Source organism: Leucobacter sp. gxy201 (genome assembly GCF_051043335.1).
Taxonomy (GTDB): domain Bacteria; phylum Actinomycetota; class Actinomycetes; order Actinomycetales; family Microbacteriaceae; genus Leucobacter.
Genome location: NZ_JAMXWS010000008.1, coordinates 45,534 through 66,013 on the forward strand (window position 1 = coordinate 45,534; position 20,480 = coordinate 66,013).

Consider the following 20,480-nt stretch of genomic DNA (forward strand, 5'->3'; position numbering starts at 1 on the left):
ATGCGGCTGTCACTGGAAATCCCGCGAGGAGACCCCCGCGGGCGAGGCGAGCGGTTCGAAGGACTCGGCGATGATGTTCACGATGCCCTCGGGCGAGCGCTCGAGCACGCCCGAGACGATGAGGGCGGGGGAGGAGACGGCGACGAGGCGGTAGCGCGCCCACACCTTGGCCCAGGCGAGCACGTTCGCGGTGCCGGATTCGTCTTCGAGGGTGAGGAAGGTGATGCCGCCCGCGGTGCGGGGGCGCTGTCGGTGGGTGACGAGCCCCGCGATCTCGATGGGGGAGCCGGGTACCGCCTCCCGGAGACGATCGGAGCGCACCACTCCGCGCGCGTCCAGCCCTGAGCGCAGCAGCGCCAGGGGGTGCGCGCCCGACACGACGCCGCTGCTCCAGAGATCGAGCGCCGTCTCCTCCTCGGCGCTCAGCGCGGAGAACAGGGGCGGCTGCACGTGCACCGCGATGCCGGGGAGGTAGCGCTCGCGGTTGTCCGCCGCGGGGCCCGACGCCCAGAGCGCTTCGCGCCGATCGATGCCGAGCCCGCGGCATGCGCCCGCCGATGCGAGGGCCTCGAGACGGGTGCGGTCGAGGTCGGCTCTGCGGGCGAGGTCGGCGAGGTCGGCGAAGAGGCCTCCGCGCTCCCTCGCCTCCACGATGCGCCGGGCCGTCTCCGCTTCGATGCCGCGCAGCTCGGACAGCCCCAGTCGCACCGCGAAGCCGCCGTCGCGCCGGTGCGCTCCGCTCGTATCGGGCGCGCCCGGGGAGAACGGGGGGATCGGGGGCTGCTCGGGGGCGGTGCACCCGGGGAGACCGGTCGGGGATGCCGGGCCGTCGCCGGCCGCGCCGGAGCGTTCGGGGTGCTCGAGCCGTTCGAGGCCGGCCGCGACGCCCGAGTGCTGCACGTCGGTGGGGCGCACCTCGACGCCGTGGCGGCGCGCATCCTCCACCAGCGATCGGGGCGAGTAGAAGCCCATCGGCTGCGAGCGGAGCAGGCCGACGAGGAACGCCGCGGGGTAGTGCAGTTTGCACCACGAACTGACGTAGACGAGCAGGGCGAAGCTGATCGAATGGCTCTCGGCGAAACCGAAGTCGGCGAAGGCCGCGATCTGGTCGTAGATGCGCTGCGCCTCCTCGCCGACGATGCCGTTCTCGGCCATCCCGGCGAAGAGCTTCTCCTGCAGCTTGTCGATGCGCTCCTCGCCGCGTTTGGAGCCCATGGCGCGGCGCAGCTGGTCGGCGTCCTCGCCCGTGCCCCCGCCGATCGCGGTGGCCATCTGCATGAGCTGCTCCTGGAAGACCGGAATGCCGAGCGTGCGCTCGAGCACCGGGACGAGCTTCGGGTGCGGGTAGGTGGTCGGTTCGACGCCCGCTCGCCGCCGCATGTACGGGTGCACCGCGCCGCCCTGGATGGGCCCCGGCCTGATGAGCGCGATCTCGATGACGAGGTCGTAGAACTCGCGCGGCCGCAGCCGCGGGAGCGTGTTCAGCTGGGCGCGGCTCTCGAGCTGGAAGATGCCGATCGCGTCGCCGCGGCAGAGCATGTCGTAGACCGCGGGCTCCTCCCGGGGAATGGAGTGGAGCGTCCATGCCTCGCCCGTGCTCGCGGCGATGCCGTCGAACGTCTTCTGCAGCGCGCTCAGCATGCCGAGGCCCAGCAGATCGAATTTCACGAGCCCCATCGCGGTGCAGGAGTCCTTGTCCCACTGCAGCACGGTGCGCCGCTCCATACGCGCGTGCTCGATCGGGCAGACCTCGCCGACCGGCCGCTCGGTGAGCACCATGCCGCCCGAGTGGATGCCGAGGTGCCGCGGGGCCTTGAGCAGGGCGTTCGCGAGCGCGCGCACGTTCTGCGGAACGGCGCCCGCGTGGTCGTCGTCGAGGGCGCCGTGGCGTTCGAGCCCCCGGCTCCAGGCCCGCTGCTTGCCCGGGCCGTGGCCGAGCGCCTTCGCCGCGTCGCGCACGGCGGCCTTGGGACGGTACGAGATGACGTTCGCGACCTGCGCGGCGTTGCGCCGGCCGTACTTCTCGTAGACGTACTGGATGATCTCCTCCCGGCGCTCCGAATCGAAGTCGACGTCGATGTCGGGCTCTTCGTCGCGCAGGCTCGACAGGAACCGTTCGAAGGGCAGCCTGTACCTGATCGAATCGACCTCGGTGATGGCGAGGGCGTAGCAGACCGCCGAGTTCGCTGCCGAGCCGCGGCCCTGGCAGAGGATGCCGCGGTCGCGGGCCTCCCGCACCAGGTCGTGCACGATGAGGAAGTAGCCGGGGAAATCCTTCATCTCGATGACCTCGAGCTCGCGCTCGAGCCGGGCCCGGTGCGCTTCGGGCATCGGATCGCCGTAGCGCTCGGCGGCCCCCCGCCACACGAGCCGGCGCAACCAGCTCATCTGGGTCTGCCCCTCGGGCAGATCGAGCCTCGGCAGCTTCGGGCGGGCGGCCCGCAGCGGGAAGGCGAGCTCTCGCGCGAGCGGAACGGTGCGGGCGACCGCATCGGGGAACCCGGCGAAGCGGCGCAGCTGGGCCGCCCCGCTGCGCAGGTGCGCGGCGCCCGTCGCCGGGAGGTGTGCGTCGAGCTCGTCGAGGCTGCGGCGCGCGCGCACCGCAGCCATCGCCTCGGCGAGCGGCGCGGCCGATCGGGTCGCGTAGTGCACGTTGCCCGTGGCGACAGCGGGCAGGCCGCGCGCTTCGGCGAGGGCGGCGAGCCGCGCATTCATGCCGTCGTCGCCGGGATGGCCGTGGTGGGTGAGCTCGATGAAGACGTTGCCCGTGCCGAAGAGGTCGACGAGGCGGTCGACCTCGGCGAGCGCCTGCGCCTCGCCGGCCTCGCGCGTCGCGCCGCGTTCGAGCGCGCGGCGCACCGTCCCCTTGCGGCAGCCGGTGAGGACCGCCCACTCGCCGCCGCCGGCCGCGGCGACGGCCTCGAGATCGTAGAGCGGGCGGCCCTTCTCGCCGCCCGCGAGCTGCGCCTCGGTGATCGCCCCGGCGAGCCGATGGTAGCCGGACGCGCCGCGGGCGAGCACGAGCAGATGCGACCCGCCCGGGTCGGCGACGCCGAGCTGCGGGGCATCGAGACCGAGGGAGAGCTCCGCACCGTAGACCGTCAGCAGCTCGGGGGCCCGGGATGCCGCCGCCTCGGCGAACTGGGCGGCGCCGTAGAAGCCGTCGTGGTCGGTGAGCGCGAGGCCCGCGAGGCCGAGGCGCTGCGCTTCGTCGACGAGGTCTTCGGGGGAGGAGGAGCCGTCGAGGAAGCTGAAGTGCGAGTGCGCGTGCAGCTCCGCGTAGGGGATGACGGGCCGTGCGGTGCTCGGCGCCCCTGTCTCGGCGCCGGTGTCTGCGACGAGGGCGCCGGGCGGCTCCGGCGCGCGGGGCTCCGGCGCCGGATGCGCTGCGGGGGCCCGCCCCGAGAGGATGCGCTCGACTTCGCCCCAGGATCGGGGCGGGTTGTTCCATCCCATCAGTCGTACTGCCCTTCGGCGCACCAGCTCCCGTGCTCGGCGCGCAGCAGCCAGGCCGTGCCGTCGGCGAGCTGCACCTGCAGGCGGAAGCGGGCGGGGCGCCCCTCCCACCAGCGCTCCCGTACGGGCCAGGGGGCGGACCAGCCCTCCACGGCGCGGGCGCTGCCGCCGTCGATGCGCACGGTCCGCGGGGCCGCCGAGAGCAGGTCGTCGGCGTCGATGCCGACGGGGGAACCGTCGGCATCGCGCACCTCCGCCGGAGGCGGCTCGGCGAACACCGTGGCGGGGTGCGGCCCGGGGAGCGCGCCGGGCCAGGGTCCGGCGGCGGCGCTGCCGCCCCGCCGCATGCCCCAGGGGACGAAGCGCTGCCGCTCGGCGGAGAGGCGACCGCCGTCGAGGGCGAGCGTGCCGATGCCGGTGTGCCCGAGCCGGCTCTGCACCTGGGTGAAGCGGTGGTGCACGCGCGCGTCGGGCTCGGTGCTCCACAGGGCGGGTTCGTGCGCCGCCGCGTGTTCGGTGCGTGCGGGCGAGATGCGCACCTGCGCGATACCGGCCCCGCCCCGCTCTCCGCCCCGGGCCGCCGCCTCCGCCTGCCAGCGGACGCGGTTCACGACATCGGCGGCGGTGAAATGCCGGGGATGCTCCCAGATGCGCTCGTGGCGCACCTCGATGTCGTCGACCAGCTCGACGCGCAGGGCCGTGCAGACGAGGCGTTCGGCGGTGAGGCCCGCGACGAACTGCTCGGCGAGACGGGCGACGGCGAAGGCGAGCTGCTCGGCCGCCCCGATCGGGGGCTCGAACGCCAGCTCCGCGGAGAGCTCGCGCGCGGGCGGCCGGGGCCGTACCTCGGCGCCGGGCGCTGCGGGCAGTGCGCGGGCGCGGCGGTGCGTGACGGCTCCCGCTGCGCCGAAGCGCTCGCGCACCGCCGACTCGGGCAGAGCGGCCAGCGCCCCGAGCGTGCGAATGCCGAGCCCGCGCAGCAGCGCGGCGAAGGCGTCGTCGCAGGCCCGCTCCACCGGCAGCGGGCCGAGGAAGGCGGCGGCGGCCCCCGCGGCGACGACCCTGACACGGGGGGCGGGGGCGTCGACGAGTGCCGCGGTGCTCGGGGCGCGGACCGCCTGCTCGGCCGCGAAGATCCCGTCGGCGATACCGACGCGGGCGTCCGCGAAGCCGAGCTGCGCGACGGCCGCGAGAATCGCTGCCGCGGCCTCCTCCTCCCCGCCGTAGTAGCGGGCCGGGCCGCGCCCGCGCAGCGCGCAGAGCCCCGGGCGCACCGCGTCGACGCCCGGGGCCGCCTCCTCGATCGCGGCGAGCACCGGCGCGAAGCGGCGCTCATCGATCGCGGGGTCGTGCGGCAGCAGCCCCAGGTCCGGGCAGTGGCTCAGCGCCTCGCGTTCGCGCATTCCGGGTCTGACCCCGTGCGTGCGGGCGCCGTCGGAGCAGGCGATCACGCGTCGTGCGGCGATGAGCGCGATCGGAGCGTGCGGGTCGAGCTCATCGCCCGTCTCGCGGCGCTCCTCGGTGTGGGCGTGCACCGGCCAATCGGGCACCAACACGACGAGTGCGCGTTCGGCAGCGGTCGCCCCTGCGCTGGTCATAGCGGCACCAGGACCGGCGGTGCGGTGCGGGGGACCTGCTGCACGGGGCCGTCGCCGAAGCGCACGGTGTGCTGCCGCACCCCGCGCCGATCGTGCGACTCCACGGTGAGGTCGCGCCCGCCGAGCAGCCCGCTGCCCGCCCCCAGCCCGTGCCAGCGGGAGGAGGTCACGCGCAGCACCGACTCGGTGCGCGGCCAATCGCCCAGCACGACGAGCGCCGAGCCGTGCTCGCGGAGTCTGGCGGCGATGCGTTCGGCGTCGCCGCCGCTCACCCGGGAGCGCGCGCCGCGCGGGGCGGCGAGCAGCACGACCGTGACGACCTCTGCGAGCGAGCCGGCGATGCCCACCGCGAACTCGCCGGGGCGGGGCACCACCGCGCAGCGGTCGAGGGCGACCCCGAGCGATGCGGCGGCCTCGGCGCCGAGCGTGTCGCAGCCGATGATGCCGCACCAGGATCCGGCGGCAGAGGGCTCCGCGAGCAGCGCGAGCGCGAGCTGCCTGGAGCCCTGCACGGCATAGCTGGAACCGCGGCGCAGCGCGCCGCCGGGCAGCAGAGGCCGCAGCCCGGCCGCGGTCGGCAGGGCGCGATCGTCGAGCTCCAGCGGCTGCATCTCGGAGATGCGCTGCTGCAGCGATGCGACCGTTCCTACCGAATTCATGGAGCAATATTCGAACATATGTTCGAATAAGTCAATCCGGGCCGCACCCGGGCGATGTGCCGTGAGGAACCGCGTAGGATGGAGGGGATGAACGAGGACGAGCTGGACGAATACGAGCGCGAGGCCGAGCTGTCGCTGTTTCGCGAATACCGCGATATCGCGAGCCAGTTCCGCTATGTGGTCGAGACCGAGCGCCGGTTCTACCTGGCGAACGAGGTCGACCTGAAGCGCCAGGACGCGGGCAGCGACTTCTACTTCGAACTGTCGATGAGCGACGTCTGGGTCTGGGACGTGTACCGCTCCGACCGCTTCGTGAAGTCGGTGCGGGTGCTTACGTTCAAGGATGTGAACGTCGAGGAGCTCTCGGCGCGCGAGTTCAAACTGCCGCAGGAACTGTCGATCGACGAGTAGCGCCGCACCGGCAGCGCGAGGAGCCCGTACGGGAGCCTCCCGCACTCTTCCTCCACACCCGCCATTCCGCGGGCGCTGCGGGGGAGTTCTGCACAATCGCCGATTCTCGCTCGCCCCGCCCGCGCCCGACGGGCAGAGTCGGGGCATGCTCGGCAGATTCCCGCTCCTCGGTGCGCTCGGCGCACTGCTCGCCCTGACGCCGGTGCAGTCTGCGGCGGTGCCGGAGGAGACGCCCGTCGCGCTCCCCGCAGCATCCCTCACCGCATCGGCGCGCGAACGCTGGGCACCGCCGCTCGCGCGACCCGTCGACGTATCCGGGCCCTACCGCGCCCCACCGCACCAGTACGGCGCCGGCCACCGCGGCATCGACCTGCCCGCCGCACCGGGTGAAACGGTGATCGCCCCGGCCTCGGGCGAGGTCGCCTTCGCCGGTACCGTGGTCGACCGCGGCACCGTCACGGTGCGCATCGACGAGCGCACCCTCGTCTCGATCGAACCCGTGACCGACGCCCTCGCCGCGGGCAGCGAGGTGCGGCGCGGCGCCCGGCTCGCCACGGTATCGAGCGGCGGGCACTGCGCCGCCGAATGCGTGCACGTGGGCGTGCGCATCGAAGGGGAGTACGTGAACCCCATGAGGTTCTTCGCCGGGCGCCCGGTGCTGCTGCCCTGGGAATGACGGTACCGGGCCTCAGGCCCGGGGATGCGCCCGCCGGTAGCTCTCGGCGAGACGCTCGGTCGAGACGTGCGTGTACACCTGCGTGCTGCCGAGACTGGCGTGCCCGAGCATCTCCTGCACGATGCGCAGATCGGCGCCGCCGTTGAGCAGATGCGTCGCGGTCGTGTGCCGCAGCGTGTGCGGCCCGCGCGGCCCGCTGCCCGGCTCGCCCTCGAGCTCGCGCGACACGACGCGGTACGCCATCTGCGTGGTGAAGGCGGTGCCGCGATTGCTCACGAAGAAGCGCTCGACCGGAGAACGATCGCTCCCGGTTCCCGAGCCCGCCTCCGACACCGCCGCGCGCTCGAGCAGCGCGGCCCTGCCGCGCTCGAGATAGGCCTCCGCCGCCCGCGCCGCGGGCGCCCCGATCGGCACCACGCGCTCCTTGCCGCCCTTGCCGAAGACCCGCACCGTGCGCTCGCGCCGATCGAGGCCCGCGAGCGGAAGCTCGCACAGCTCCGAGACGCGCAGCGCCGCCGCATAGAGCATCTCGAGCACCGCATGATCGCGCAGATGCTCCGGGTCGCCGGTCGCCGCCCGTTCGCCGACGCGCTGCAGAATACGCGAGACCTGCTCGTCGCCGAGCACCCGGGGAAGCGACTTCGGCACCTTCGGTGCGCGAAGACGAGAAGCGGGATTGCCGGGCACCAGACCGTCGCGCTCGAGCCAGGAGCCGAACGACTTCAACGTGGCGACGCCCCGGGCGATAGTGCTCGCGGCACGGCCCGCGCGCTGCCGGGCCCAGAGCCAGTCGCGCATGACCTCGAGATTGCATGCCGCGACATCGACCGGACCGCCCGCCTGCGCATGCTCGGCGAACGAACGCAGATCGCGCTCGTAGGCGCGCTGCGTGTGCTCCGAGTAGCCGTACTCGAAACGGATCGTGTGCAGGAACCGCTCGATCGCCTCGTCCAGTCGCATACCCTCATTCTCGCCGCACCAGGGCCCAGGCGGGCCCGTCGGCTCCCGGCGTTTCGCGCCGCCTCACCTGACCGAGCGCCTCCAGCTCGGCGAGGGCCATCCCCGCCTCCTCATCGGAGAGCCCCGCGAGCCGCGCGGCATCGGCGGTCGAACGGGCACCGCGCAGCGGCAGCGCGTCGATCACCCGGCGATGCCAGTGCGACTCGCGCTCGCCGCCGGGGAGGAGGTCGGTCCCGTCAACGCCGAGGAGCATGCGGATGTCGTCCGCGCCGGTGATGAGCGCCGCCCCGTATTCGGTGATGAGGCGGTGGCACCCGGTCGATGCGGGGCTCGTCACCGGCCCGGGCACCGCCCCGAGCGGGCGGCCGATCTCGGCGGCGTGCCCGGCTGTGTTGAGCGAACCGGAGCGCGCGCCCGCCTCGGTGACGAGGGTGGCGTTGGCGAGGGCCGCGATGATGCGGTTGCGCATGAGAAACCGCCAGCGGGTGGGGGCCGAGCCGGGGACCATCTCCGAGCAGATGGCCCCCGCTCCCGCGATGCGTTCGAGCAGCTGCGCGTGCGCGGCAGGGTAGGGGCGATCCGCACCGCCGGCGACGACGGCGACGGTCGGCGCATCGGCGGCGAGCGCCGTGCGGTGCGCGACGGCATCGACACCGTATGCGGCGCCGGAGACGATGCCGGCCCCCGCCGCGCATGCGGCGTCCGTGAACTCCGCGGTGACGTGCGTCCCGTATCCGGTGCAGGCCCGGGCGCCGACGACCGCGAGCGACGGGACCGAGAGCGCTTCGGGGTCGCCCCGCGTCCAGAGGATCACCGGCGCGTGATCGCCGAGGTCGTGCAGTGCGGACGGCCAGAGCCCGCTCCCGGGGACGACGAGGCGCATGCCGTGCGCGACGCCGTGATCGAGGTCGGCGATGCTCGCCTCCTGATCGAGGCGGGGAAGCCAGCGTCTGATGCCGGCGGCGATGGTGCGCGGGCTGATCCCTGTCGTCGGGTCGATGCGCGCCGCCTCGAAGAAGCTGCGGGCGTCGGTTCCCGAGACCAGCAGGTCGAGCGCGGCTCCGGTCCCGAGGGCCGCGATGAGCGCACCGGCCGCGGCATCGGCGGGCTCGGCGAGCCTGGACCAGACGACGCGTGCGAAGAGCGCATCGAACTGCTCCGGTGAGAACGCCGCAGCTTCGGGGTGCAGGGACGCGAGGCGTGCGCGGGTGGCGGAGTCGGCGGCCACGTGGATGCTCGTGCCGGTCATGACGCGTCGCTTCCCCTCAGGAGCAGTGCCTGGGCGACTTCGCCGCGCCCGGGCCGTTCTCTGCCTGCGAGATCGGAGATGCTCCACGCGACGCGCAGTACGCGGTCGTAGCCGCGCATCGTGAGCGCCCCTCGGGCGAGCGCGCGATCGATGACGGCGGTGTCTGCCCGTGGCAGTCGACCGGCGGGGCCGCGCAGCCACGTGCCGTGCACCTGCGCGTTGACGCTCCACGGGGTGCTCGCGAGCCGCGCTGCCGCGTGCCGGCGCGCTGCGACGACCCGGGCCCGGAGCGCGGCGCTGCTCGGCCGCGACTCGTCGTGCGTGCCGAGCAGCACGCTCGAGATGCGGCGTACCGTCAACCGCAGGTCGATGCGGTCCGTGAGCGGCCCCGAGAGGCGCTGCAGATATCTGACGCGCATGATCGGCGAACAGCGGCACTCCTCCGCGGTGTCGGGCGAGCCCGCGTTGCCGCACGGGCAAGGGTTCGCCGCGAGCACCAGCTGGATGGAGGCGGGCAACGAGGTGCGCAGACGTGCGCGGTGGATCTCGATGACCCGCGATTCGAGCGGCTGGCGCAGCGCGTCGAGCACGGAGCGCGGGAACTCGGGCGCCTCGTCGAGGAAGAGTACGCCGTGGCAGGCGCGCGTGATCGCGCCGGGGCGCACCGATGCGCCGTCGCCGCCGCCGATGATGGACACGGCCGACGCCGTGTGGTGCGGGGCTTCGAACGGAGGGCGGTGCACGAGCGTTGCGAGCGGCACGCCGCCGAGCGCGGCGATGCTGCTCGCCGTGAGCGAATCCTCCGGTGAGAGGTCGGGCAGGATCGTGGGCAGTCGGCTCGCGAGCATCGTCTTCCCGGCCCCCGGCGGTCCGAGCATCGATACGTGGTGGCCGCCGGCCGCCGCGATGACGAGCGCCTCGACCGCCTCCGGCTGGCCGATCACATCGGCCATGTCGATCGCGGCGACCGCTTCGCGGCTCGGACCCTGCGGGTCGAGGGCCGGAGCTTCGTGGGCGACCGTGCGCCAGCCATCGGGTTCTCCGGCGTGCCAGGCGATCGCCCCGGCGAGATCCCGTGCGGCGATGACCTCGATGTCGGGGACGAGGGCGGCCTCGCCTCCTGCCTCCTCCGGTACCATGACGCGGCGGAAGCCGAGCGCACGGGCGGCGACGGTGGCGGCGAGGAGGCCGGCGGGCCGCCGCAGCCCGCCGTCGAGCCCGAGCTCGCCGAGGTGCGCGGTCTCGGTCAACCGTCCGTCGGGCAGACGCCCCGATGCGGCGAGAGCGGCGAGCGCGATGGCGAGATCGAAGCCGGAGCCCTGCTTGGGCAGGTCGGCCGGCGACAGGTTCACGGTCAGGAAGCGGTCGGTCAACGGCACTCCCGACTGCGCGGTCGCGGTGCGTACGCGCAGCTTCGCCTCCGCGAGCGCCGTGTCGGGCAGCCCGATGATCGCCATCCCCGGGAGCTGCTGCGATACTGCGGCCTCCACCATGACGGCCGTGCCGTCCAGGCCGGTGAGCGCGACGCCTCCGGCCCGCCGCACCTCGCGGCTCACGAGACGCCCCGCAGGTGATCGATGCGCGGCGCGGCGCCCGCGAGCAGGGTGATGCCGATGGCGTCGACGCGGAGCTCGGCCCCGCGGTGGCCGTGATCCCTGGCCCAATCGAGCAGCAGCCGGCGCAACCGGGCGACCTTGCGCTGTGTGATGGCCTCGAGCGGGGTGCCGTACCCCGAACCGCGCCGGGTCTTCACTTCGACCGCCACGAATGTGCTTCCCGTGCACACGACGAGATCGAGTTCGCCCGTGCGGTTGCGCCAATTGCGGGCGAGCACGCGGTAGCCCTGTTCTTCCAGGAAATCCGCGGCGATCGTCTCGCCGAGGGAGCCGACCTGCTGGTTGCGGCCCGTGCTCCGCGGCTGCGCCCGGGGTTCTGTGCTGTTCATCCCGCACCTCCTGACCGCCATCGTCGGCGATCGCCGGTCGGTGGAAAAGCGCGGAACGCCCAATGTGAGCAAGTAGTGCCGGAAGTGCGCGATCGGCGCGCTGTGGAGGAAGATCGCAGGACGTCCGTAGGTACGAGCGGGGAAAGCGGAGCACCCGGCGGAGGCCGGGGAACGGGCCCTGAACGGACGCGGCGTGCCGGTGTGATGAACGGGGCCGTTCTCGGTGCTAGACTATTCCGAGCACCTCGCATGAGGTGACTTCGCGTGCCCGAATACCGTGGCCGCACCACCGGTCTTCTTCACGAAGCGGTGCGGCGCGCGGGCACCAGGATTCGGTTGCGACCGCAGCCAGAATGACAACCGCAATCGCGCGCCCGTTCGGGGTGCGCAGAACAGGAGACCGGCCATGGCCGTCGTCACCATGCGCCAGCTGCTCGACAGCGGCGTCCACTTCGGACACCAGACCCGTCGCTGGAACCCGAAGATGAAGCGCTTCATCTTTGCCGAGCGCTCGGGCATCTACATCATCGACCTGCAGCAGTCGCTCGGCTACATCGATGCCGCTTACGAGTTCGTCAAGAACACCGTCGCCCGCGGCGGCAACGTGCTCTTCGTCGGCACCAAGAAGCAGGCCCAGGAAGCGGTCGCCGAGCAGGCGACCCGCGTGAACCAGCCCTACGTGAACCAGCGCTGGCTCGGCGGCCTCCTCACCAACTTCCAGACCGTCACCGGTCGCCTCGAGCGCATGAAGGAGCTGGAGCAGCTCGACTTCGAGGGCACCACCAGCGGCTTCACCAAGAAGGAGCTGCTGCTCAAGAAGCGCGAGCTCGAGAAGCTCCAGAAGACGCTCGGCGGCATCCGTCACATGACGAAGACCCCGGCGGCGCTCTGGGTCGTCGACACCAAGAAGGAGCACCTCGCGATCGACGAGGCGCAGAAGCTCGGTATCCCGGTCATCGCGATCCTCGACACCAACTGCGACCCCGACGAGGTCACCTACCCGATCCCGGGCAACGACGACGCGATCCGTTCGGTCGCGCTGCTCACCCGCGTGATCGCCGACGCCGCTGCCGAGGGCCTCATGGAGCGCCACCAGAAGCCGGCCGAGGGCGAAGCCGCCGCCGAGCCGCTCGCCGAGTGGGAGGTCGAGCTGCTGAACGCGGACAAGACCGAGGCTCCCGCCGAGGCCGCTGCTGAAGAGGCGCCCGCCGAAGAGGCGCCCGCCGAGGCCGCTGCCGAAGAGGCACCCGCCGCCGAGTAACCTCCCGGTCACCGGGATCGGGTTTACTCACTTTCGACTGAATCAACACCTCTGAAAAAGGAGTCACATATGGCTGCAGTAAGCATGGCCGCTGTGAAGGAACTGCGCGAGCGCCTCGGCGCCGGCATGGTCGACAGCAAGAACGCGCTCATCGAAGCCGAAGGCAACATCGAGAAGGCCATCGAGATCCTGCGTCTCAAGGGCCTCAAGGGCGTCGCGAAGCGCGGCGAGCGCGAGGCGAGCGAGGGCCTCGTCGCGGTCAAGCAGATCGACGGCTCGGCCACGCTGATCGAGCTCGTCTGCGAGACCGACTTCGTCGCGAAGAACGCGAAGTTCATCGCGCTCTCGGAGCTCGTGCTCGACGCGATCGTCGCCGCCGGTGCGAGCACCGTCGAAGAGGCTCTCGCAGCCTCGGCCGGCGAGAAGTCGGTCGACGCGACCATCACCGACGAGGCCGCCATCATCGGCGAGCGCATCGTCCTCCGCAAGGTCTCGCGCATCGAGGCCCCCGCGACCTCGGTGTACCTGCACCAGACCTCGAAGGATCTGCCCCCGCAGATTGGCGTCATCGTCGGCTACGAGGGCGACGACGCGGATGCTGCGCTCAGCATCGCCCGCCACATCTCGTTCGCCGACCCGGTGTACCTCAGCCGTGAGGACGTGCCGGAGGTCGACGTCGAGAAGGAGCGCGCGCTCGTCACCGAGATCTCGAAGAACGAGGGCAAGCCCGAGGCGGCTCTGCCGAAGATCGTCGAGGGGCGCCTCACCGCGTTCTTCAAGCAGGTCGCGCTCAACGAGCAGGTCCACGCGCTCGACGCCGACAAGCGCGAGGTGAAGAAGTTCGCCGAAGCCGCCGGTATCACCGTGACCGGTTTCGTTCGCGGCAAGGTCGGGGCCTAACCCCGCATTCAGACCCGGGTCGGTCGGGATCATCCCGCCGGCCCGGGTCTTGTGCTGCCACGTGACGGCAGCGCGCCTACAATTGTCTGAGCCTCGCCGCAGGCGCGCCCGCAGGCCGCCGTCTCGGCCGGGGCCGAGATTGATCCGCATCATCCCGAAGGAGATCACATGTCCGAGACCCCCGATCGCAAGCGCCGAGTCCTGCTGAAGCTCTCGGGCGAGGCATTCGGAGGGGGCACGCTCGGCGTGAACCCGGACGTGGTGAGCCAGATCGCCCGTGAGATCGCTGCGGCGACCGACGAGGTCGAGGTCGCGATCGTCGTCGGCGGCGGCAACTTCTTCCGCGGGGCTGAACTCTCGCAGCGGGGCATGGACCGTGCACGCGCCGACTACATGGGCATGCTCGGCACCGTCATGAACGCGCTCGCGCTCCAGGACTTCCTCGAGCAGGCCGGGGTGAGCAGCCGGGTGCAGTCGGCGATCACCATGACGCAGGTCGCCGAGACCTACATCCCGCTGCGCGCCATCCGCCACATGGAGAAGGGCCGCGTCGTGATCTTCGGCGCCGGCGCCGGCCTCCCGTACTTCTCGACCGATACGGTCGCGGCGCAGCGCGCGCTCGAGATCCATGCCGAAGAAGTGCTCGTCGCGAAGAACGGCGTCGACGGCGTCTACACCGCCGACCCCAACAAGGATCCGAATGCGACGCTGATCGAGGACATCTCGTACAGCGACGCCCTCGTGCGCGGCCTGAAGGTCGTCGACTCGACCTCGTTCAGCCTCTGCATGGACAACGGCATGCCGATGCGCGTGTTCGGCATGGAGCCTGCGGGCAACGTCACCGCCGCGATCCGGGGCGAGAAGCTCGGTACGCTGGTGCACCGCTAAGCGCTGCACGGCACCGCTAGACTGGGAATATTGACCACAGGAGCAAGGAGAACACCGTGATCGAAGAGGTCTTCGCAGACGTCAAGGACCGCATGAACAAGGCCGTCGAGTCCGCGAAGGAGGGCTTCGCCACGGTGCGCACCGGCCGCGCGAATCCCGCGCTGCTGCAGAACGTCCTCGTCGATTACTACGGTACGCCGACTCCGCTGCCGCAGCTCGCCTCCGTGCAGAACCAGGACGCCCGCAGCCTGCTCGTCACCCCCTACGACAAGGGCGCGATGAAGGACATCGAGCAGGCCATCCGCGACATGCCGAACCTCGGCGCGAATCCCTCCAACGACGGCACCGTCATCCGTCTCGCACTGCCCGAGCTGACGCAGGAACGCCGTAAGGAGTTCGTCAAGATCGTCAAGAGCAAGGCGGAGGATGCGCGCGTCGCGATCCGCAATGTGCGCCGCCATGGCAAGGACGAGTTCGACGCCCTCAAGAGCGAGGTCGGCGAGGACGAGGTCGCGCGCGCCGAGAAGGAACTCGAAGCGGTGACGAAGCAGTTCATCGATCAGATCGATGACGCGCTCAAGCGCAAAGAAGCCGAACTCCTGGAGGTCTGACGCGTGGCGGGCTCGGAGCGGCGCGATGATTTCCGGGCGCATCTCGAATCGACTCGGGCGCAGCTCGAGGAGACGAACGCCCGCATCGAAGCACGCGCCGGTCGCAATCTGGTCTTCGCGATCGGCACGGGCCTGCTCTTCGGCGCGGTCTTCCTCGCCAGCCTGTTCTTCCTGAAAGAGCTCTTCGTGGTGCTGGTCGCGGCGCTGGTCGCCGTCGCGCTCGTCGAGCTCGCGGCCGCCTTCCGCACCGCGGGCAGGCGCGTGCCCCGCGTCGGGGTCGTGCTCGGCGGGCTCCTGGTCGTCGGCGGCGCCTATTTCTTCGGCGCCGAGGGCATGCTGCTCGGTCTCTTCGCCGGTTCGGCGCTGCTCATCCTGTGGCGGGTGCTCGAAGGCGTCCTTCCGGGCGGCATCGTTCCGCGCCGCACGCTCGTGCGCGATGTGTTCTCGGGCCTGTTCACGCTCGTCTACGTCGCCTTCCTCGCCTCGTTCACGGTGCTGCTCGTCGACGGCGACCGCGGGGAGTGGTGGGTGTTCTCGCTCGTCGCGGTCGTGGTGTCGGTCGATGTCGGCGCGTACGCCGCCGGCGTGACGATGGGCAGGCACAAGATGACGCCGCGCATCAGCCCGAACAAGACGTGGGAGGGCTTCGCGGGTGCGGCCGTCGTCGCCATGGGCGTCGGGATGGTCACGGCGGTGTTCGCACTGCAGCAGCCCTGGTGGCTCGGGCTCGTACTCGGCGCGGTCGTGCTGCTGACCGCGACGGGAGGCGACCTCACCGAGTCGCTGATCAAGCGCAATCTGAGGGTAAAGGACATGAGCTCATGGATTCCGGGCCACGGCGGCTTCCTGGACCGCCTCGACTCGCTGCTGCCCTCGGCCGTCGGCGTGTACGGCATCGCACTGCTCGCTGGAGCCGTCCAGTGAACGGGAGCACTCAGCCTCGTGCCGGGCGGACCCGGCACAATAGTGGGGTGCATACGGCTTTCCCTCTCGCGACCGCCCGTGAACTCGGCTACCAGCCCGACCAGGTCGAAGCGTTCCTCGAACGCGCCCGATCGAGCTATGAAGGCGGCGTCGGCAGCGGCGGCGTCATGACGGCATCCGAAGTGCGCAGCGCCTCGTTCTCCGTGAAGAAGCGCGGCTACTCCGCGCGCTACGTCGATGCCGCCCTCGACCGGCTGGAAGAGGTCTTCTACGAGCGCGAGCGCCGGGCCGAGGTGCGCGCCAACGGTGAAGAGGCGTGGTGGAACGAGACCCGGCGCCTGCTCTCCGAGGTACGGGGTCGCATGCAGCGCCCGCGTGGTCGTCGCTTCCGTCGCCGGGGCGTCTTCGCGACCGGATACCGCCGGTCGCAGGTCGACGCCTTCCTCGACCGCGTGGCCGACATGTTCGAACGCCGCGAGCTGAGCATCGCGCCAGCAGAGGTGCGCGATGTGGTGTTCCATTCGCAGTGGCGGGGCTACGACGAGGATCAGGTCGATGCCGTGCTCGACGCCGTGGTGGAGCTCATCCTCGCGACGAGGTAGTGCGATTTCGTTGCCATACCGCGTCATTTCGAGATAGAATCGTTACATTGTGTCTGCTGTGAACTCTCATCCCCGCTCATCCTGGTCGAAGATCCGCGCTGCGTTCGCGGTGACCGGGGTCATCGTGCTCTTCGGCACCGCAGTGGTCGCCCCCTTCGCGATGCCCGGTGGTGAGACCGACGCCGAGGCGCTCGCGTTCGAGACCCGCATCAACCAGGAGTTCGTGCCGAACGAGTTCCCGGAAGACGACATCATCTACCCGGAGATCGAGACGGTCGAGCTGCCCGATCCGGCCGAAGTCGAGCGCCAGAAGCGCGAGGCCGAGGCTGCTGCCGCCGCCGAGAAGGCGGCGAAGGAGGCCTCCTCCTCGCAGGCGACCGCTCCTGCGCGGTACACGGGCGGCGGCGCACCTGCAGAGTGGATGGCGGCTGCCGGCATCGCCGAGAGCGACTGGGGCTACGTCGACTACATCGCCAGCCGCGAGAGCGGCTGGAACCCGAACGCCACGAACGCCTCCTCGGGGGCGTGCGGCGTGATCCAGGCGAACCCCTGCAGCAAGGTGCCGGGCAACGGCTACGACCCCGTCGACAACCTGCGCTGGGCGAACGGCTACGCGGTCGGCCGCTACGGCAGCTGGGCGCAGGCGTACGACTTCTGGACGACCAACCACTGGTGGTGATCTGAGTCGTGGCGCGCAATCGCCGCGTCAACAAGTATCAGCGCGCAGCGCAGGCGGAACCCCGCGATGTGACGCGCCTGGCCTACGGCGGCGCCCGCAAGGAGCGGCATCGCGGCGCCGAGTGGTTCGTACGCGACATTCCCGCGCATCGCGCCGAGAAGGTCTACCGCTGCCCGTCGTGCGGCACCGGCATTCCCGCGGGCCAGGCGCACGTCGTGGCCTGGAGCGCCGAGAACTTCTTCGGCGACGAGGCCGCGGTGCGAGACCGCCGGCACTACCACGCGCACTGCTGGCGACTGGGCTGAGCACTCCCTGCAGGGATCGCCGGAGCGCGGGGCAGCCCGTCGGTGCGGCGGGGGAGCCCCGGCCTAGAAGAGCGTCGGCGGCGACGCCGGGGTCTCGAGGGAGACCTCCGGTGACGGGGGAGGCGGGGCGGCGCCTGCGAGACCGGGGCCGTGGTCGGGCGCCCGGCCCGCCTGGAACGCGGTGGCCGCAGCTCGCGCACGGTCGTCGGCTGCCTCGTTGAGCGGATGGCCGGCATGGCCCTTCACCCACTCGAACTGCACATCGCGGCCCGCGAGGGCGGCATCGAGCTGCTCGAGCAGGTCGCGGTTGAGCACCGGCTTGCCGTCGGCCTTGCGCCAACCGCGCCGTTTCCATCCCGGCATCCACTGCGTCACGGAGTTGATGACGTACTGGCTGTCGCACAGGATGCGCAGCGGTTCCGCAGCGCGCGGCGCCGTCGCGTGCAGCAGGTCGAGCACGGCCATGAGCTCGCCCTGATTGTTCGTCGCGCGCGGCCATCCGCCGGCCCGCCACTGCGTCTCATCGACGAACCAGGCCCAGCCCGCGGGGCCGGGGTTGCCGAGGGCCGAGCCGTCGGCGGCCGCGATGATCCCCACCGTCACTCGCCGTTCTCGGTGTCGACGGGCCGATCGACCGCATTGCCGGTCGCGGTGCTCATCTTCTGCGCGTTCGTGATGACCTCGCCGAGGCTCTCGAAGTAGCGGGCCACCGCACCGCGTTCGACCTTCAGCTGGGTCATGCGATCTTCCGCGGCGGCGAGCACGCGCTTCGCGCGCTCCTCCGCGGCGGCGAACGCGACCTGCGAGCGGCGCTCGGCCTCGAGCTTCGTCTCGGCGGCCTGGCGCTCCGCTTCCGCCCGGATGTTCTGCGCGTCGCGCGTCGCCTCCGAGGTGATGCGCTGGTACTCCTCGCGCGCAGCATCCAGTTGGGCTCGCAGCTCGGCGAGCTCGGTCGACGTCGCCTCGATCTCGCGTCGCGACGCCTCGTCGGCCGCGCGCTGGCTCTCGGCGAGGCTCCGGGCGTGCTCCTCCTGCTCGCTGCTCGATCGCTGCGCGAAGGCGATGGACTCGGTATCGATCGATTCGCGCAGCGACCGCAGCTCGTCCTGAGCCGCTGCCCGCGCCTGGGCGAGGTCGGTCTCTTCGCTGTGGCGGAACTCGGCGAGCTCCGCGACCGTGTTCGCGCGCAGCAGGTCGGTCTCCTCTACTGCGGCGGCGCGCTTCGCGGCGACCTCGCGGTCGATCGCGGCGCGGGCCGACTCGAGCTGCACGCGCAGCTCCTCTTCCTGCTGCTCCGCCGCTGCGACGAGGGCCCGCTCGTGCTCCTCGCGCTCGCGGGCGATGTCGGCGTCGAGCTTCGCGCGCTCGCGCTCGATGCGCAGCTCGAGCGCCTCGCGTTCGTGCCCGAGAGCCGTCGCGGCCTCATCGCGTTCGATGCGCAGCGCCTCGCCGGCGGCGGCGCGCTCGTCGGCGAGCTGCTGCTGGTGGGTCGCCAGCGCTGCGGCGATGCGCTCGTCGTGCATCGTGCTCTCATCCGAGATGCGGGCGCTATGCGCCGCAGCGGCCGCGGCGAGTTTGCGCGCCTGCTGCGCCGCCTGCTGCGCGAACCCGGCTTCGTGCTCCTCGCGCTCCGCAGCGATCAGCGCGCGGTGCTCATCGCTTTCGGCGACCAGGCGATCCTGATGCGCGGCGAGCTCGGAGCCGATGCGCGCGTCGTGGGCAGAGCGCTCGGCCGCGAGCTCATCCGCCTGCGTCTGCTTCGCGGCCGCGAGCTCTGCGGCCTGGGCGTCGCGTTCCGCCGCGAGCGACTCCGTCTGCGCGTCGCGCGCCGCGCGGAGCTCCTCGGCCTGGGCCTCGCGCTCGGCGGCGAGGGCGGTGTCGTGGGCTTCGCGCTCCTCGATCAGCGCGGCATCGTGGGCCTCGCGTTCGCTCGTCAGGTCTGCACGATGCTGCACCCGCTCGCTGCGGAGGGCGTCGTCGTGCTCCGCGCGCTCCTGCGCGATGATCGATTCGTGCGCTTCGCGCTCCTGCGCGATCCGCGACGCGTGCTCCTCGCGCTCGGCGGCGAGCGTGCGGTCGTGCGTGTCCCGCTCCGTGCCGATGGCCTCGCGATGCGCCTCGAGCTCCGCCGCGATGCGCGCCTCGTGGTCCGTGCGCTGCGACTCGAGTTCGACCTCCTGCTCCGAGCGCAGGCGGTCCAGCTCGTTCTGCGCGGCCTCGGCCGCGCGCTCACGCTCGCGCTGCGACTGGGCGGCGAGCGTCAGCGCCTCGGTGCGCTGGGCCTCGACCTCGCGGGCGATGGACGACTCATGGGCGCCGCGCTCCTGCGCGATACGGGCGTCGTGGGTCTCCCGTTCCGCGGCGATCGCCTGCTCGTGCTGCTGCCGTTCGGCTGCGAGCGCGGCGTCGTGCTCCGCGCGTTCCTGGGCGATGCGCCCGGTCAGCGTATCGATCTCCGCGCGCAGTTCGCGCTGGCTCGCCTCGAAGCGGGCCTCGAGCTCGCGCTCGCGCTCGGTGTAGCGCTCCTCGAGCGCCGCCTCTTCGCGCTGGCGCTTCGCCTCGAACTCCGTGCGGGCCTGCTCGCCCTCCCGGGTGAGGCGGGCGCGCTCGCGCTCGGCCTCCCGCAGGTCGTCGGCGCGTCGACGTTCGAGCTCCTCGGCGTGGCGTTCGGTCTCGCTCCGCAGATCGTGCGCCGCGCTGCGGGCTTCTCCTGAGATGCGCTCGGCCTCGGCGGTGGCGCGTGCGAGGGTCTCCTCGGCCGCGCGTCGGGCGGTCTCCACTGCGGCTGACGCTTCGCGCTCCGCCGAACTGCGCACGAGCGCGGCCGCGCGTTCGGCCTCGGCGACCAGGCGTTCGCGCTCGTCGTTGGCCTCGCCCGTCTGGCGGGCCACATCGTTGCGCGCGCCGGTGAGGATGATCTCCGACTGCTCGTGCGCGGTCGCGAGCAGCTCGTCCGACTTCTGCCGCGCCTCTTCCAGCATTCGCGCGCTCTCCTCCTCGGAGGAGCGGCGCAGCTTCTCGGCATCGAGATCCGCCTGCGCCATGAGGTGCTGCGCGTGATCCTCCGCGACCTTCAGGCTCTTCTCGACGCGCAGCCCCAGCCCCGAGTAGCCGCTCGCCCCGAGCTCGGCGACCTGCTCCTGCAGTTCGGCGATCAGGCGCCGCTGCTCATCGCCGGTACGGGTCGCCTGCTGATGCGCCGCCTGCATCGACGCGAGATGCGTCTGCAGGTTCGCGACCTGACCGGTGAGCGCGCCGACGCGCACGTCGACCTCCTCCCGGTTGTAACCCCGAAAAGCAGGCGAGAACTGCTGAGCTGATTCGGACAAGTGTCCTCCGAACGAGATGTGTGGTGG

The 20,480-nt window shown here is 71.8% G+C and carries 19 protein-coding genes; 10 read left to right on the forward strand and 9 right to left on the reverse strand.

Going from position 1 to position 20,480, the window contains the following annotated elements; all coding sequences use genetic code 11:
* Nucleotides 1-9: 9 nt before the first annotated feature.
* Genes NHL51_RS12225 through NHL51_RS12235 form a run of 3 tightly spaced genes read right to left on the reverse strand, consistent with a single transcriptional unit; the run spans nucleotide 10 to nucleotide 5,713 of the window.
* Nucleotides 10-3,456 carry an error-prone DNA polymerase gene (locus NHL51_RS12225; RefSeq protein WP_434144158.1) on the reverse strand — a complete coding sequence of 1,149 codons (3,447 nt, stop codon included), beginning with the start codon at nucleotides 3,454-3,456 and terminating at the stop codon, nucleotides 10-12.
* Nucleotides 3,456-5,054, reverse strand: a complete 1,599-nt coding sequence (locus tag NHL51_RS12230) for a DNA polymerase Y family protein (RefSeq protein WP_434144160.1) — start codon at nucleotides 5,052-5,054, stop codon at nucleotides 3,456-3,458. The genes NHL51_RS12225 and NHL51_RS12230 overlap by 1 nt, the downstream gene beginning before the upstream one ends.
* Nucleotides 5,051-5,713 carry a hypothetical protein gene (locus tag NHL51_RS12235; protein WP_434144163.1) on the reverse strand — a complete coding sequence of 221 codons (663 nt, stop codon included), beginning with the start codon at nucleotides 5,711-5,713 and terminating at the stop codon, nucleotides 5,051-5,053. The genes NHL51_RS12230 and NHL51_RS12235 overlap by 4 nt, the downstream gene beginning before the upstream one ends.
* Before the next feature lie 87 nt (nucleotides 5,714-5,800).
* Between NHL51_RS12235 and NHL51_RS12240 the strand changes: the two genes are divergently transcribed.
* Both NHL51_RS12240 and NHL51_RS12245 read left to right on the forward strand, forming a co-directional pair.
* The gene (locus tag NHL51_RS12240; RefSeq protein ID WP_434144165.1) at nucleotides 5,801-6,124 is read left to right on the forward strand and encodes a DUF2469 domain-containing protein; all 324 of its coding nucleotides are present in this window, start codon (nucleotides 5,801-5,803) and stop codon (nucleotides 6,122-6,124) included.
* 145 nt (nucleotides 6,125-6,269) lie between these two features.
* Nucleotides 6,270-6,800 carry a peptidoglycan DD-metalloendopeptidase family protein gene (locus tag NHL51_RS12245; protein ID WP_434144166.1) on the forward strand — a complete coding sequence of 177 codons (531 nt, stop codon included), beginning with the start codon at nucleotides 6,270-6,272 and terminating at the stop codon, nucleotides 6,798-6,800.
* Nucleotides 6,801-6,812: 12 nt separating this feature from the next.
* On the opposite strand, the gene NHL51_RS12250 is transcribed toward NHL51_RS12245, so the two are convergent.
* The 4 genes from NHL51_RS12250 to NHL51_RS12265 are packed head-to-tail and all read right to left on the reverse strand — an operon-like array spanning nucleotide 6,813 to nucleotide 10,954.
* Nucleotides 6,813-7,760: a tyrosine recombinase XerC gene (locus tag NHL51_RS12250; RefSeq protein WP_434144167.1), complete on the reverse strand. Its 948-nt coding sequence runs from the start codon at nucleotides 7,758-7,760 to the stop codon at nucleotides 6,813-6,815.
* 4 nt (nucleotides 7,761-7,764) lie between these two features.
* Complete coding sequence (dprA, locus tag NHL51_RS12255; RefSeq protein WP_434144169.1) at nucleotides 7,765-9,009, reverse strand: DNA-processing protein DprA; 1,245 nt, start codon at nucleotides 9,007-9,009, stop codon at nucleotides 7,765-7,767.
* Nucleotides 9,006-10,565, reverse strand: a complete 1,560-nt coding sequence (locus NHL51_RS12260) for a YifB family Mg chelatase-like AAA ATPase (RefSeq protein WP_434144170.1) — start codon at nucleotides 10,563-10,565, stop codon at nucleotides 9,006-9,008. The genes dprA and NHL51_RS12260 overlap by 4 nt, the downstream gene beginning before the upstream one ends.
* On the reverse strand, nucleotides 10,562-10,954 hold the full coding sequence (locus tag NHL51_RS12265) for a YraN family protein (protein ID WP_434144172.1): 393 nt from the start codon (nucleotides 10,952-10,954) through the stop codon (nucleotides 10,562-10,564). Before NHL51_RS12265 ends, NHL51_RS12260 begins: the two co-directional genes overlap by 4 nt.
* Nucleotides 10,955-11,360: 406 nt before the next feature.
* On the opposite strand from NHL51_RS12265, the gene rpsB reads away from it, so the two are divergent.
* From rpsB to NHL51_RS12305, 8 genes are all read left to right on the forward strand, one after another.
* Nucleotides 11,361-12,215 (forward strand): 30S ribosomal protein S2, encoded by an 855-nt coding sequence (rpsB, locus tag NHL51_RS12270; RefSeq protein ID WP_434144173.1) that lies wholly within the window; start codon nucleotides 11,361-11,363, stop codon nucleotides 12,213-12,215.
* A 69-nt stretch (nucleotides 12,216-12,284) separates the two neighbouring features.
* The gene (gene tsf / locus NHL51_RS12275; protein WP_434144174.1) at nucleotides 12,285-13,115 is read left to right on the forward strand and encodes a translation elongation factor Ts; all 831 of its coding nucleotides are present in this window, start codon (nucleotides 12,285-12,287) and stop codon (nucleotides 13,113-13,115) included.
* Nucleotides 13,116-13,283: 168 nt separating this feature from the next.
* A complete protein-coding gene (pyrH, locus tag NHL51_RS12280) occupies nucleotides 13,284-14,003 on the forward strand; it encodes a UMP kinase (RefSeq protein WP_434144175.1) in 720 nt (239 codons plus the stop codon).
* 56 nt (nucleotides 14,004-14,059) lie between these two features.
* The gene (frr, locus tag NHL51_RS12285) at nucleotides 14,060-14,614 is read left to right on the forward strand and encodes a ribosome recycling factor (RefSeq protein ID WP_434144177.1); all 555 of its coding nucleotides are present in this window, start codon (nucleotides 14,060-14,062) and stop codon (nucleotides 14,612-14,614) included.
* 3 nt (nucleotides 14,615-14,617) lie between these two features.
* Nucleotides 14,618-15,538 (forward strand): phosphatidate cytidylyltransferase, encoded by a 921-nt coding sequence (locus NHL51_RS12290; RefSeq protein WP_434144179.1) that lies wholly within the window; start codon nucleotides 14,618-14,620, stop codon nucleotides 15,536-15,538.
* Between the two features lie 47 nt (nucleotides 15,539-15,585).
* Complete coding sequence (locus NHL51_RS12295; protein ID WP_434144180.1) at nucleotides 15,586-16,140, forward strand: DivIVA domain-containing protein; 555 nt, start codon at nucleotides 15,586-15,588, stop codon at nucleotides 16,138-16,140.
* A gap of 49 nt (nucleotides 16,141-16,189) precedes the next feature.
* Nucleotides 16,190-16,819 (forward strand): transglycosylase SLT domain-containing protein, encoded by a 630-nt coding sequence (locus NHL51_RS12300; RefSeq protein WP_434144182.1) that lies wholly within the window; start codon nucleotides 16,190-16,192, stop codon nucleotides 16,817-16,819.
* Between the two features lie 8 nt (nucleotides 16,820-16,827).
* Nucleotides 16,828-17,124, forward strand: a complete 297-nt coding sequence (locus tag NHL51_RS12305) for an ATP/GTP-binding protein (RefSeq protein WP_434144183.1) — start codon at nucleotides 16,828-16,830, stop codon at nucleotides 17,122-17,124.
* Nucleotides 17,125-17,187: 63 nt separating this feature from the next.
* Here the strand turns inward: NHL51_RS12305 and NHL51_RS12310 are convergent, their stop codons facing one another.
* On the reverse strand, nucleotides 17,188-17,727 hold the full coding sequence (locus NHL51_RS12310) for a ribonuclease H family protein (RefSeq protein ID WP_434144184.1): 540 nt from the start codon (nucleotides 17,725-17,727) through the stop codon (nucleotides 17,188-17,190).
* On the reverse strand, nucleotides 17,724-20,453 hold the full coding sequence (locus NHL51_RS12315) for a hypothetical protein (RefSeq protein ID WP_434144186.1): 2,730 nt from the start codon (nucleotides 20,451-20,453) through the stop codon (nucleotides 17,724-17,726). Before NHL51_RS12315 ends, NHL51_RS12310 begins: the two co-directional genes overlap by 4 nt.
* Nucleotides 20,454-20,480 lie beyond the last annotated feature (27 nt).

What these genes read in the sequence shown, in the direction of transcription:
- dprA (WP_434144169.1), bottom strand. Translation starts at nt 9,009, where the DNA reads ATGACCGGCACGAGCATCCACGTGGCCGCCGACTCCGCCACCCGCGCA.
- NHL51_RS12265 (WP_434144172.1), bottom strand. Translation starts at nt 10,954, where the DNA reads ATGAACAGCACAGAACCCCGGGCGCAGCCGCGGAGCACGGGCCGCAAC.
- pyrH (WP_434144175.1), top strand. Translation starts at nt 13,284, where the DNA reads ATGTCCGAGACCCCCGATCGCAAGCGCCGAGTCCTGCTGAAGCTCTCG.
- NHL51_RS12235 (WP_434144163.1), bottom strand. Translation starts at nt 5,713, where the DNA reads ATGAATTCGGTAGGAACGGTCGCATCGCTGCAGCAGCGCATCTCCGAG.
- NHL51_RS12225 (WP_434144158.1), bottom strand. Translation starts at nt 3,456, where the DNA reads ATGGGATGGAACAACCCGCCCCGATCCTGGGGCGAAGTCGAGCGCATC.
- rpsB (WP_434144173.1), top strand. Translation starts at nt 11,361, where the DNA reads ATGGCCGTCGTCACCATGCGCCAGCTGCTCGACAGCGGCGTCCACTTC.
- NHL51_RS12250 (WP_434144167.1), bottom strand. Translation starts at nt 7,760, where the DNA reads ATGCGACTGGACGAGGCGATCGAGCGGTTCCTGCACACGATCCGTTTC.
- tsf (WP_434144174.1), top strand. Translation starts at nt 12,285, where the DNA reads ATGGCTGCAGTAAGCATGGCCGCTGTGAAGGAACTGCGCGAGCGCCTC.
- NHL51_RS12245 (WP_434144166.1), top strand. Translation starts at nt 6,270, where the DNA reads ATGCTCGGCAGATTCCCGCTCCTCGGTGCGCTCGGCGCACTGCTCGCC.
- NHL51_RS12230 (WP_434144160.1), bottom strand. Translation starts at nt 5,054, where the DNA reads ATGACCAGCGCAGGGGCGACCGCTGCCGAACGCGCACTCGTCGTGTTG.
- NHL51_RS12240 (WP_434144165.1), top strand. Translation starts at nt 5,801, where the DNA reads ATGAACGAGGACGAGCTGGACGAATACGAGCGCGAGGCCGAGCTGTCG.